We start from the raw sequence: 12,038 nt of genomic DNA on the forward strand, positions 1-12,038 counted from the left end.
GACCATCGTACCGGCGGGCGCCTCGGGTATCCGGGAGGAGCGCTCGGCGGGGTCAGCTCCGGCGCATCCGCTCGACGGCGTCCTTGGACGGGCCGTCGAAGGCGACCTTGCCCGACTGGATGAGGATCCCGCGCTCGCACAGGTCAGACACCATGTCGAGGTCGTGGCTCACGACGACGAGCGTCTTGCCCTGATCGTGCAGCTCGCGGATCTTCGCGAGGCACTTGCGCTGGAACGGCTCGTCGCCCACCGAGAGGATCTCGTCCACCAGGAGGATGTCGACCTCGGTGTGGATCGCGACCGAGAACGCCAGGCGCAGGAACATGCCCGAGGAGTAGTGCTTGACCTCGGTGTCGATGAACTTCTCGATCTCGCTGAACTCGACGATCTGGTCGAAGCGCGCGTCGATCTCGTGCTGCTCCATGCCGAGGATCGCGGCGTTGAGGTAGATGTTCTCGCGGCCGGAGAGGTCGGGGTGGAACCCGGCGCCCACCTCGATGAGGCCGGCGATGCGCCCGCGCGCGAGGACCTCGCCGCTGTCGGGCTGGTACACGCCCGAGATGAGCTTGAGGAGCGTCGACTTGCCGGATCCGTTGAAGCCCATGAGCGCGACCGACTCCCCGGGGCGCACCTGGAAGCTCACGTCCTCGAGCGCGTCGAAGGTCGAGGCGAGCGGCTTCCGGCGGACGGCCGCGATGACCGTCTCCTTGATGGAGTGCGTGTGGCGGAGGAGGAAGGACTTCCGCACGTTCTCGACGATGATGCGCGGGAGCGCGTCCGACTCAGAGGTCCTGGGCAAAGCGCCCCTCCAGCTTCTTGAAGACGAGCTGCCCGAGCAGGAGGCTCAGGAGCGAGACGCCGAGGGCGATGAACCCGTACATCCAGAGGTTCGGCGGCAGCTCGCCGGTGCCGCCCGTGGTGGGGTACCAGAACGCGGCGTGGAAGAGCTCGACCGCCGCGGTCACGGGGTTGAGCTGGTAGATCACGAGCAGCCAGTCCGGCAGCACCTTCGCGACCTGCGCATAGGGGTAGAGCACGGGCGACGCCCACACCACGACCATCACGATGAGCTCGACGAAGTTCTGCGAGTCGCGGAAGGACACGTTGGCGGCGCCGAACAGCATGCCGAGGCCGATGGCCAGCGTGCCGATGATGGCGACGGCCAGGAAGATCCCCAGCACCTGCACGGGCGTGGGCGCCCAGCCGACGAGGAGGCAGACGATGAGCAGGATGACGAGCTGAGGCAGGAAGTTGACCAGCGCCACGAACGTGCTCGACACCGGGAACAGCTCCCGGGGCAGGTAGATCTTCTTGATCAGCGCCCCGTTGTCCACGAGCGACTTCGTGGAGTTCGAGAACGCCTCCGTGTAGAAGTTGATGAGGATGATGCCCGAGAACAGGTAGACGGGGTAGTTCACCTGGTTGCGGTTCAGCTGCAGGAAGACGCCCATCGCCACGAAGAAGACGGCGAACTGGGCGGCCGGCTTCACGTACGACCAGAGCCAGCCGAGCACGGACCCGCGGTACCTGACCTGCACCTCCTTCTTCACGAGGAGGGAGAGGAGGTAGCGGCGGCGGTACACGTCGAGGAGCCCCGCGCCCGTGCCGGGCCTCGAGAACTCCCGCGACTGGGTGCTCGTCATGCTCGACACGTCGGTGGTGCCCTTCGGACTGCGTGGGGCTCGCGCGGGTCGCGGAGCGGTGGGGATCAGGCGTCCGGGATCGGACCGGACACGAGTGTAACCGTCAGCGTGCCCGGAGGACGCCGTGGGCGGCGGCGTCGGACAGGGCCTCGCGCCAGTCGCGGAACGGCGCGAGGCCGACGCGGGACCAGGCGTCGTGCCCGAGCACGGAGTACGCGGGCCGGGGAGCCGGCCGCACGAAGGAGGCGCTGTCGGTGGGCAGGACACGCTCGGGATCCAGCCCCGCCGCCGCGAAGACGGCCCGCGCGAGACCGAACCAGGTCGTCTCGCCGGTGGCCGTGCCGTGGAAGACGCCCGCGGGCGCACCGGCGTCGACGAGGTCGACGATGCGGGCAGCGAGGTCGACCGTCCAGGTCGGCTGGCCGCGCTGGTCGTCGACCACGGAGACGGTGTCGTGCGACGCGGCGAGCCGCAGCATCGTCGAGGGGAAGGACGGCCCGCCCGCGCCGTACAGCCATGCGGTGCGCACGACGCTCGCGCCGTCCGGGTGGCCGGCGAGCACCAGGCGCTCGCCCTCGGCCTTGGTGCGCCCGTAGGCGGAGACGGGCGCGTGGGGCGCGTCCTCCGGGTAGGGCGAGGTCGCGGATCCGTCGAAGACGTAGTCGGTGGAGACGTGCACGATGCGGGCGCCCGCGTCGGCGGCCGCGCGCGCGAGCACGCCGGCGCCGGTCGCGTTGATCGCGCGGGCCTCGTCCTCGTGCTCCTCGGCCGCGTCGACCGCGGTGTACGCGGCGAGGTTGACCACCACGTCGTGCCCGGCGACGGCCGCGCGGACGGCGGCCTCGTCGGTGATGTCCAGCTCGGTGCGCGCGGGCGCCGTCACGTCGTGGGCGGCGAGGGCGGGCAGGAGGTCCTGCCCGAGCATGCCCCGGCCGCCGGTGACGAGGATCCGGCTCACGCGGGCAGCTCGGCGCGCGCCTTCAGCGGCTCCCACCACGCGCGGTTGTCGCGGTACCACTGCACGACGTCGGCGAGGCCCTCGGCGAACGGCACCTGGGGTGCGTAGCCGAGCTCGCGCTGGATCTTGGAGATGTCGACGGAGTAGCGCAGGTCGTGGCCCTTGCGGTCCTCGACGCGGTCGACGTACGACCAGTCGCGGCCGGTGGCGTCGAGCAGCAGCTGCGTGAGCTCGCGGTTGGTGAGCTCGGTGCCGCCGCCGATGTTGTAGATCTCGCCGGGCGCGCCCTGCACCAGCACGAGCGCGATGCCGCGGCAGTGGTCGTCGACGTGCAGCCAGTCGCGGATGTTGAGGCCCTCGCCGTAGAGCGGCACGTGCCGGTCGTCGATGAGGTTCGTGACGAACAGCGGGATGACCTTCTCGGGGAAGTGGTACGGCCCGTAGTTGTTCGAGCAGCGCGTGATGGACACGTTCAGCCCGTGCGTGCGGTGGTACGAGCGGGCGAGCAGGTCGCTGCCGGCCTTCGACGCGGAGTAGGGGGAGTTGGGCTCGAGCGGCCGCTCCTCGTCCCACGAGCCCTCGGCGATGGATCCGTACACCTCGTCGGTGGAGACGTGCACGAAGCGCTTGAGGTCGTGGCGGAGGGCGGCGTCGAGGAGCTTCTGCGTGCCGAGCACGTTGGTCTCCACGAAGATGCTCGCGTCGCGGACGGAGCGGTCGACGTGGCTCTCGGCCGCGAAGTGCACGACCGCGTCGACCTGGGGGATCCACTCGTCGAGGACCGCGTCGTCGCGGATGTCGCCCTGGACGAACGTGTACCGCGGGGAGTCGCTGACGGGCGCGAGGTTCTCGAGGTTGCCCGAGTAGGTGAGCGCGTCGAGCACGACGACGTCGGCGCCCTCGAGCCCGGCGTAGTGGTCCTGCAGCGCGTGGCGCACGAAGTTGGAGCCGATGAAGCCGGCACCGCCGGTCACGAGGATCCTCATGGGGATGTGTCCTGTCGTCGAGACGCCGGGCGGGTGGGCCGGCGTCGGGGGAGAGTCCGCTGCTGTTCGGGGGCGGACCGCCTGCGAGTGTACCGGCGACGGCGCCCGTGACCATGTCCCCGTGCGGGGGAGGCGCGGGTCGCGCGGCGGATCCCGGGGGCGAGCGGGCAGGATGCGGGGATGGCCGCCTCCCGCATCCGCGCGCTCCTCCGCGACGAGCGCGTGGCGTTCCTCCTCGTCGGCGGCTTCAACACGGTCTTCGCGTTCCTCCTCTTCGCGGGTCTCGCCGCCACCATCGGCCGGACGCTCGATGCGGCGGGGCTCCCGGTGCTCGGATCGCTCGTGCCCCTCGCCGGCAGCTACGCGGTCGCGATCCTCGTGGCGTTCCTCCTCTACCGGCGGCTGGTGTTCCGCGTCCGCGGCCACGTGCTGCGCGACCTCGCGCGCTTCGTGTCGGTGTACGCCGTGTCCATCACGCTGAACGCCGTCTCGCTGCCGCTGCTCGTGGCGACAGGGCTGCCGCGCCTGGTCGCCCAGGCATCCATCGTGGTCGCGATCACGCTCATCAGCTACGTGGGCCACAGGTGGTTCTCCTTCCGCCGGCCGCCCGGCGAGGGCCGGACAGGGCCCTGATCGGCCCGTTGCTAGACTCCGACGCGTGCAGATCCGCGAACTCGCCGTACCCGACGCGTACGAGCTCACCCCCGTCCAGCGCGCTGACGACCGGGGCGTGTTCCTCGAGTGGTACCGGTTCGACGAGATCCAGGAGCGCGTCGGCCACCCGCTCGACCTCCGCCAGGCCAACATGAGCGTCTCGAAGCGCGGCGTCGTCCGCGGCGTGCACTTCGCCGACGTGCCGCGCGGCCAGGCCAAGCACGTGAAGGCCGTCTCCGGCGCCGTGCTCGACTTCATCGTGGACATCCGCGTCGGATCCCCGACGTTCGGGCAGTGGGACAGCGTGCGGCTCGACACCGAGACGCACAAGGCCGTCTACATCTCCGAGGGCCTCGGCCACTGCTTCGTCGCGCTCACCGACGACGCGGCCGTCACGTACCTCGTGAGCGACGTGTACAACCCCTCGGCCGAGCACGGCATCAACCCCCTCGACCCCGGGATCGGCCTCGTCTTCCCGGAGGAGGCCGGTGAGACGCTGCTCTCCCCGAAGGACCTCGACGCCCCGACGCTCGCCGAGGCGGCGGCCGCCGGACTCCTCCCCACCTGGTCGGACATGCGCGCCTTCCACGACTCGCAGAAGGTGAGCTGACCCATGAAGGGCATCATCCTGGCCGGTGGATCCGGCACCCGGCTCTGGCCGATCACGAAGGGCATCAGCAAGCAGCTGATGCCGATCTACGACAAGCCGATGATCTACTACCCCCTGTCGACCCTGATGATGGCGGACATCCGCGAGGTGCTCATCATCACGACGCCCGAGTACAACGACCAGTTCCGGGCCCTGCTCGGCGACGGCTCGCACCTCGGCATGCGCATCGAGTACGCCGTGCAGCCCTCGCCCGACGGCCTCGCGCAGGCCTTCGTCATCGGCGAGGAGTTCATCGGCGACGACTCGGTCGCGCTCGTCCTCGGGGACAACATCTTCCACGGCGCCGGCCTGGGCACGAGCCTGCGGAAGAACACCGAGATCGACGGCGCGCTGATCTTCGCGTACCACGTGGCGGATCCCACGGCCTACGGGGTCGTCGAGTTCGACGAGGACTTCACGGCCGTCTCCATCGAGGAGAAGCCCGCGCACCCGAAGAGCGCGTATGCGGTGCCCGGCCTCTACTTCTTCGACAACGACGTGGTCGAGATCGCCAAGGGCATCCAGCCGAGCGAACGCGGCGAGCTCGAGATCACGGCCGTCAACGACCACTACCTGCAGGCCGGCCGCCTCCGGGTCCAGGTCCTCGACCGCGGCACCGCGTGGCTCGACACCGGCACGTTCGAGAGCATGATGCAGGCCTCCGAGTACGTGAAGGTCATCGAGGACCGCCAGGGCTTCAAGATCGGCTGCATCGAGGAGATCGCGTACCGCGCCGGCTGGATCGACCGCGACGCCCTCGAGGAGCTCGCGCGTCCGCTCATCAAGAGCGGGTACGGGCGATACCTCGTCACGCTGCTCGACGCGTAGCGTCGGCGCGACCGGGCCAGCCGCTCCGCGTCAGCGCGGGGTGAGCTCGCCGGACTGCATGCCCGAGATGAGGGCCTGCGCCGTGATGTGGATCCCGGCGGGCAGCGGCATCGTGTCGCGCTCGTCGAGGTCCGGCCACACGACGCTCTCGAGGCGGAGGTCCACCGCCTGGTAGCCGGCCAAGGGCGACAGGCCGAGCATCACGTGCGGCCGCGCCTTGCCGAGCGCCGTGAAGTGTCCGAGGAGCGCGCTGATGGTGACCGGCTGCCCGGACGCCAGGATCTTCATCACGTGGGTGTCCGCCGGCAGGCCGAGCAGGCGCGCGGTCGCGTCGCGCACGAGGCCGGCGCAGTCGTCGGCGTAGAGGTAGTCGCGCACCGTCTCGAGCGGCACGTAGATCGAGGCCGGGGTGGGGGAGAGGTTCGCCCGGGCCAGCTGCGTGATGAGGCCCTGCGGCTTGCCGACCGCCTGGCGCGGACCGTACAGGTTCGCGATGCGCCCGATGAGGGTGCGCACGCCGGTGCGCTCGCCGAACGCGCGCACGAGGCCCTCCGCGCGGAGCTTCGCCTCCCCGTAGGGCGCCAGTGGCCGCGGTTCCGTCGCCTCCGTGAAGGGCGGCCGGGCCGCGCCCGCGTACACGCCGCCCGCGGACGACGAGTAGAACAGCGCGCCGCCGGGTGCCGGGTCGGCCGCGGCGGCCAGGGCGATCTCGTCCAGCACGGCCTCGAGCTGCCCGAGCTCGTGATCCAGCTGCGCGCGCGTGCTGCCGGTGACCGCGGCGCCCGCGCACCACATGACTGCCCAGCGACCGGCCGCGAGGCCCGCCGCGAGGAGCCGCTCCGCCTCGGTGCGCGCAGCCTGGCGGATGACGCCCTCGTCCGCGGTCGACCAGGGCAGGGGCTCGGCGTCGACGGGCGCCCAGCGGGGATCCGCCGTCAGGGCGTCGAGCAGGGACGCGCCGAGGAGGCCGCGCGCGCCGATCACCCAGACCGGGACGGCGGCCGTCATACGTGCCCGCGCGGCGGACGGCCGTGCGGGCCGTCGAGGGGGTCGCGCACGATCAGGTACGCGGGCCGGCCCTGCGCCATGCCGACCGAGACGCCGACGTACTCCGCGATGATCCCGAGGGAGAACAGGATGATGCCGCTCGACGCGAGGATCGTGACGATGGTCGACGCCCAGCCCGCCGGCACCGAGTTGTCGGTGAGGCGGCTGACGACGATGACGATCACGAAGATCAGCGCGACCACGAGGAAGAGCGCCCCGAGGACGCTCACGGCGCGCAGGCCGCGGGTGCCGCTGGAGAGCACCATCCGCCAGAAGTGCGAGAAGAGGCGGCGGGGCGAGTAGCCCGACTGCCGCTCGCCCTCGTCGCGGAGGGTGATGTCGCACGTCGAGATGCGGTTGGCGACCCAGCCGAGCGCGATGTCGAGGTAGACGCCGGACCCCGCGTAGGCGGCGACACTGCGGCCGACGGAGCCGAGCACGAGCCGGTAGCTCTGGAACTGCTCGGCGTCCTGGTCGGAGGACATGGCGTTGAGGACGACCTTGGCGCCGCGCGAGGCGACGTTCCGCAGGAGGCCGTGCGACGGCGTGTTCGTCGGCTTCGCGTAGACGACCGACGCGAGGTCGCGCATGGCGACGTCGAGCATGTCCGGGATGAAGCCCGGGTCGTGCTGGCCGTCCTCGTCGAGCGTGACGATCCAGTCCCCGCCCGACGAGGCCATGCCCGCGAGCGTGGCGGCGTGCTGCCCGAAGTTGCGGCTCAGCCAGATGGGCCGGACGAAGGGATGCAGGCGCTTGAGCTCGCGGAGGACGCGGGGGGATCCGTCGCGACCGTTGTCGAAGACGAGGAGCACCTCGGTGACGGCGTAGCTGTGGCCGTCGCGGGTGATCTGCGGGACCGTGAACGGCTGGATCTCCGCGATCAGCGCCTCGAGCGTCAGCTCGCCCTGGTACACGGGGATGACGACGGAGACGGAGTGGTCGGGCGGCAGCACGTCCTCGACCGCGTCGCGCGGTCCGACGGCGCTCACGCGGCGCTCCCGGCCGAGCGCGACATGCGCCGTCCGAGGTAGAGGTACACGAGCCGGCGGGAGAGCGCCTTGGCCCGGGCCATCATGTCGCCGAGCCGGACGTCGGCCCTGCTGACGACGCCGGGGTGCGCCTCGAGCACCCAGCGGTGGAAGCCCGCCGCCGCGCTGGCCTGCTCGCCCGCGAGCCGCACGCTCCACTGCGAGTCGGAGATGCGGAACCCCGCGAGGGCCTTCGGGCCGACGGACGCGAAGTCGCCGCGCAGCAGCACCTTCGCGTACGTGGTCTCGTCGATGAGGTACGGCCAGCGCGAGTCCCACCAGCCCACGGCCTCGAGGTCGGCCCGGCGCATGAGCACGCAACCCGGCTCACCGAAGATGTTGGTGCCCGAGCGGATGGTGCGGCGGACGGCAGCGGCGCCCGAGATGGCGATGCGGGATCCGGAGACGCCGTGGTCGCGCACGATCGGGCGGCTGTCCGCGTCGACGATGTCCCGCGGGGAGGCGACGAGCACGACGGACGGCGACGCGTCGAGCTCGGCCACCTGGCGCTCGAGGATGGTGGGGTAGAGGAGGTCGTCGCCGCAGACCAGCTTGATCAGCTCGCCGCCGGCCTCCTGGCTCACGCGGTTCCAGTTGCGGAGGGCCCCGCCGCCCGCCTCGGTGCGGAGCAGGCGGACGCGCGGCTCGTCGGCGTAGCGCTGCATCACGTCCCACGTCCCGTCGGTGGAGGAGTGGTCCGCGATCACGACCTCGAAGTCGGTGAACGTCTGCGCCAGCACGGAGTCGAGCGTCTCGGCGAGGTAGTCGGCGTTGTTGTATGCGGGGATGACGATCGAGACGCGTGGGGCCACGTGGCTCTCCTTCGGCGAGGCAGGAGGGGACGCGCCCGGGTCGAGGCCCACCCGGTGCACGTCATCGTGCGACGTGCGACGGAGACCGTGGGCGACCGCGGTGCGCGTGCGGACGGGGGCCATCCTCTCACGGCGCCCGCCCGCGACCGGTGAGGGCGCGGCCCACAGGGGGTCCGTCCTCACGAGCTGTCGGGGAGCCAAGCGTTAGGGTGAGTCCCGCCCGACCGGCCCCGCCTGTCCCGGGCTGCACACGACGAACGGACGACTCCTCAACATGCGCAGCAAGCTCCTGTGGCCGACGGCCGCCGTCGCCATGACGATGGTGGGCGCGATCATCCCGATGCTCTTCTTCCGCCGGTACTACTTCGTCAACGACACGGAGGCGGGGGCGTTCGGCCAGTGGTGGGAGATCGGGGACCGCCTCCTGTCGGGGAACTGGTCGCTGCTCAACCCGACGGTCTGGCAGTCCGGCAACTACCAGGCCGAGGGCGCGTGGGGCATCTACAGCCCCTTCATCTGGGTGATCGGCCTCGGCTCCCACGTGCTCTACGACGCGGCCCTGTACTCCACCATCGTCAAGCTGGCCTGCCTCGCGATCGGATCCGCCGGCTTCTTCGTCCTCGCCCGCAGCTACGGGATCCCGCGGGCATGGGCCGCGGTCGTCGCGGTCGCCGCCCCGCTGGCCGGCTTCACCCTCTACTACGACGCGCCCTCCTGGGTGAACGGACTCATGGCCTGGTGCTGGTGGCCTCTCGCCGTGGGCCTCACCCGGCAGAGCGTCCTCCTCAACCGGACCCCCTACGGGGGGATCGCGGCGTCCCTCCTCCTCGTCGGCATCGGCTACGTCTCCACGACCCTCATGCTCGCCGCCGCCCTCGCGGCCATCCTGCTCGAGGCCGTGCTCCGGCGTGACCGCGGCGCGATCTGGCGGGCCCTCGCGGCGTCGACCGTCGCCGGCCTGTTCACGATCGTCGTCCACCTCCCCGGCCTGCTCACCGCCTCGGTGTCCGGCCGCAACGAGGGCGTGGTCAACACGGGCTTCCTCGGCGTCGACCTCACCGACCTGGCCGTCTCGGCGATGCCGACGGGCGGCCCGTTCATGGAGACGTACGGCAGTCAGTTCCCCGGCTCGCCGCTCACCTACATCTCGTGGCTGCTGCCGCTCGTGGTGCTCATCCGACCCCGGGAGCTGGCCCGTCTCCTGCGCTCGCGCCCGAGCCTCGTCGTGATCGCCGTCGTGGCGCTCGTCGCCGTGAGCGCGCCGTCGCAGATCGGGCCGCTGCGGTTCCCCGTGCGCGTCCTCCCCTTCGTGGCCGGAGCCGTCCTCCTGATCCTGGCGCTCGGCCTCTCCCGCGCGCGCCGCACCGTCGTCACGCGCCGGCACCTCGTGGCCGCACTGCTCATCGTCGCGGCGACCGGCGGGCTGATGGGCCTGCAGGCCCCGCGCGAGTACCGCGCCATCCTCGTCGGGATGCTCGTCTCGGCGGTGCTCGTCACGGTGGCGATGGGCGTCGCCGGGGCGCGTCTCGGCCGAGCGTCCGGGCTTCCCGGTCTCCGCCGGATCGTGCGGACCCGCGAGGCCGGCCGTGCGACCCGCACCCTTGCCGTGATGGCCGTGGCCGGGACCCTCGTAGCGCTCGTCCCGCAGCACGCGTTCTCGCCGGCCTCGCCGCTCACCAGCTACTGGCTGCCCTCCGACGTCGTCGACTACTCCACGCAGCTGCCCGACTCCCAGGGCGACGTGCTCGTGGTCGGCTGGTCGGACGACGACTTCTACGACGAGTCGCTCGTCGGCAACTCGTGGTACGTCACGGGGAAGCCCGTTCAGAACGCGTACTCGTCGGTCTACTATCCGGGCTACTCCAAGGCCGTGTGCATGCAGTACAACGGCTTCACCTGCGGACAGCTGTACGAGCAGCTCTTCCAGCCGGTGCCGGGATCGGAGACCGGCACCGACCTCGTCGACCTCCTCGGCGTCAGCACGATCCAGGTCGTCAAGGTGCAGCGGGGCCTGGATTCCACGCGCGCCGTCCCGGAGCGGGACTGGGAGGTCGTGCCCGAGGGGTGGCACGTCGTCCAGGACACCCCGCACACGCGCACGATCGTGCGCGATGACCCGGCCGCCGGTGCGGGGGGCGTCGCATGGACCTCGGCGGGCACGTCCGCGACCGTGGTGCACGAGGACCCGATGGGCACCACGTTCCGGATCGACTCCGTGCCGGCGGAAGGCGGGCGCGTCGCGCTGTCCCTCATCCCCTGGCCGGGCTACCGCGTCGACGGCGGGACGCTCACCGACCAGCCCGTCGACGACATGCTCCTCGGCGTGGACGTGACCGCGGCGGACGCGGGCCGCACCGTGACCGTCTCGTTCTGGAGCCCGGGGTGGCAGGTCCAGCTGGGCTCGGGGATCCTCATGGTCCTCCTCATCGTCGCGTGGACGGTCCTGCGACGACGTGGCAGGAGGGCCGCATGAGCGCCGCCGCGCGCGTCGTCGCCGTCGTCGTGGCCTGGAACAGGCGCGAACTCGTCGTCGAGACCCTCCGCGCCCTCCGCGCGCAGACGGTGCCCGTGCAGAGGATCGTCGTGATCGACAACGCGTCGACGGACGGGTCGGCCGACGTCATCCGTGAGGGCTTCCCGGAGGTGGCGCTCACGACGCTGCCGACGAACACTGGCGGCGCCGGCGGGTTCACCGCGGGCATCGAGCGGGCGCTCACCGTCCACGACGCCGAGCTGGTGTGGCTGATGGACGACGACACCGTCCCGGATCCCACCGCGCTCGAGGAGCTGCTGCGAGCCCGCGCGGCCGCGCCCCGCGGCACCGTCGTGCTCGCGTCCGCCGTGCGCTGGACCGACGGGCGCCCGCATCCCATGAACACCCCGCGCACGAGGCCCTCGGCGACCCGCGGGAGCATCGCGCGCGCGGCCGAGCACGGCTGCACCCCCGTGCGCACGGCGTCCTTCGTGTCGATGATGATCGAGGCCGACGCCATCCGCGCCCACGGCCTGCCGATGGCCGACTACTTCCTCTGGAACGACGACTTCGAGTACTCGGCTCGCCTGCTCCGACGAGGCCGCGGCTACCTCGTGCACGGCAGCACGGTCGAGCACCGCACGCGCACCTTCGGGTCGACGGACGTCGATCCGGGCGCGCGCTTCGTCTTCGAGGTGCGCAACAAGATCTGGATGCTGCTGCGCTCCCGTGCGCTCTCGCCCGTCGAGCGCGTCCTCTACGCGGGCGCCGCGCTCGTCAACTGGACCCGCACCGTCGCGCGCTCCCGCGACCGGCGCCTGTTGATGCGGGGGCTCGCGGACGGCGTCCGCCAGGGGCTCAACCGCCCGCCGCGGGCCGCCCACGAGGTCCTCGACGGGCTCGGCGACGTCACCACGGGGATCCGGCGGATCGAGGCGGGTGCCGGCCGCTGACGTGCGG

Annotated in this window: 12 protein-coding genes; 5 read left to right on the forward strand and 7 right to left on the reverse strand. The window is 71.5% G+C overall.

Going from position 1 to position 12,038, the window contains the following annotated elements; all coding sequences use genetic code 11:
- Positions 1-52: 52 nt before the first annotated feature.
- The 4 genes from FGD68_RS07105 to rfbB all read right to left on the reverse strand — a co-directional run bounded on the left by FGD68_RS07105 (position 53) and on the right by rfbB (position 3,587).
- On the reverse strand, positions 53-799 hold the full coding sequence (locus FGD68_RS07105) for an ABC transporter ATP-binding protein (protein WP_104236376.1): 747 nt from the start codon (positions 797-799) through the stop codon (positions 53-55).
- Positions 783-1,652, reverse strand: coding sequence for an ABC transporter permease (locus FGD68_RS07110; protein ID WP_119372236.1), 870 nt, complete (start codon positions 1,650-1,652; stop codon positions 783-785). Before FGD68_RS07110 ends, FGD68_RS07105 begins: the two co-directional genes overlap by 17 nt.
- Positions 1,653-1,746: 94 nt before the next feature.
- Positions 1,747-2,601, reverse strand: coding sequence for a dTDP-4-dehydrorhamnose reductase (gene rfbD / locus FGD68_RS07115; RefSeq protein WP_119372235.1), 855 nt, complete (start codon positions 2,599-2,601; stop codon positions 1,747-1,749).
- Positions 2,598-3,587 (reverse strand): dTDP-glucose 4,6-dehydratase, encoded by a 990-nt coding sequence (gene rfbB / locus FGD68_RS07120; RefSeq protein ID WP_104236373.1) that lies wholly within the window; start codon positions 3,585-3,587, stop codon positions 2,598-2,600. Before rfbB ends, rfbD begins: the two co-directional genes overlap by 4 nt.
- Positions 3,588-3,767: 180 nt before the next feature.
- Here rfbB and FGD68_RS07125 point away from each other — a divergent pair, with 180 nt between their 5' ends.
- The 3 genes from FGD68_RS07125 to rfbA are packed head-to-tail and all read left to right on the forward strand — an operon-like array spanning position 3,768 to position 5,718.
- A complete protein-coding gene (locus FGD68_RS07125) occupies positions 3,768-4,220 on the forward strand; it encodes a GtrA family protein (RefSeq protein ID WP_119372234.1) in 453 nt (150 codons plus the stop codon).
- Positions 4,221-4,245: 25 nt separating this feature from the next.
- On the forward strand, positions 4,246-4,851 hold the full coding sequence (locus FGD68_RS07130) for a dTDP-4-dehydrorhamnose 3,5-epimerase family protein (protein ID WP_119372233.1): 606 nt from the start codon (positions 4,246-4,248) through the stop codon (positions 4,849-4,851).
- Positions 4,852-4,854: 3 nt separating this feature from the next.
- A complete protein-coding gene (gene rfbA, locus FGD68_RS07135) occupies positions 4,855-5,718 on the forward strand; it encodes a glucose-1-phosphate thymidylyltransferase RfbA (protein ID WP_104236370.1) in 864 nt (287 codons plus the stop codon).
- 30 nt (positions 5,719-5,748) lie between these two features.
- Here the strand turns inward: rfbA and FGD68_RS07140 are convergent, their stop codons facing one another.
- The 3 genes from FGD68_RS07140 to FGD68_RS07150 are packed head-to-tail and all read right to left on the reverse strand — an operon-like array spanning position 5,749 to position 8,605.
- Positions 5,749-6,726: an SDR family oxidoreductase gene (locus FGD68_RS07140; RefSeq protein ID WP_119372232.1), complete on the reverse strand. Its 978-nt coding sequence runs from the start codon at positions 6,724-6,726 to the stop codon at positions 5,749-5,751.
- On the reverse strand, positions 6,723-7,754 hold the full coding sequence (locus FGD68_RS07145) for a glycosyltransferase (RefSeq protein WP_119372231.1): 1,032 nt from the start codon (positions 7,752-7,754) through the stop codon (positions 6,723-6,725). Before FGD68_RS07145 ends, FGD68_RS07140 begins: the two co-directional genes overlap by 4 nt.
- On the reverse strand, positions 7,751-8,605 hold the full coding sequence (locus FGD68_RS07150) for a glycosyltransferase family 2 protein (RefSeq protein ID WP_104236422.1): 855 nt from the start codon (positions 8,603-8,605) through the stop codon (positions 7,751-7,753). The genes FGD68_RS07145 and FGD68_RS07150 overlap by 4 nt, the downstream gene beginning before the upstream one ends.
- Positions 8,606-8,879: 274 nt before the next feature.
- Between FGD68_RS07150 and FGD68_RS07155 the strand changes: the two genes are divergently transcribed.
- Positions 8,880-11,078 carry a hypothetical protein gene (locus FGD68_RS07155; protein WP_119372230.1) on the forward strand — a complete coding sequence of 733 codons (2,199 nt, stop codon included), beginning with the start codon at positions 8,880-8,882 and terminating at the stop codon, positions 11,076-11,078.
- On the forward strand, positions 11,075-12,031 hold the full coding sequence (locus FGD68_RS07160) for a glycosyltransferase (RefSeq protein WP_104236421.1): 957 nt from the start codon (positions 11,075-11,077) through the stop codon (positions 12,029-12,031). The genes FGD68_RS07155 and FGD68_RS07160 overlap by 4 nt, the downstream gene beginning before the upstream one ends.
- The last annotated feature ends 7 nt before the right edge of the window (positions 12,032-12,038 follow it).

Source organism: Clavibacter californiensis, assembly GCF_021952865.1.
Lineage (GTDB): Bacteria > Actinomycetota > Actinomycetes > Actinomycetales > Microbacteriaceae > Clavibacter > Clavibacter californiensis.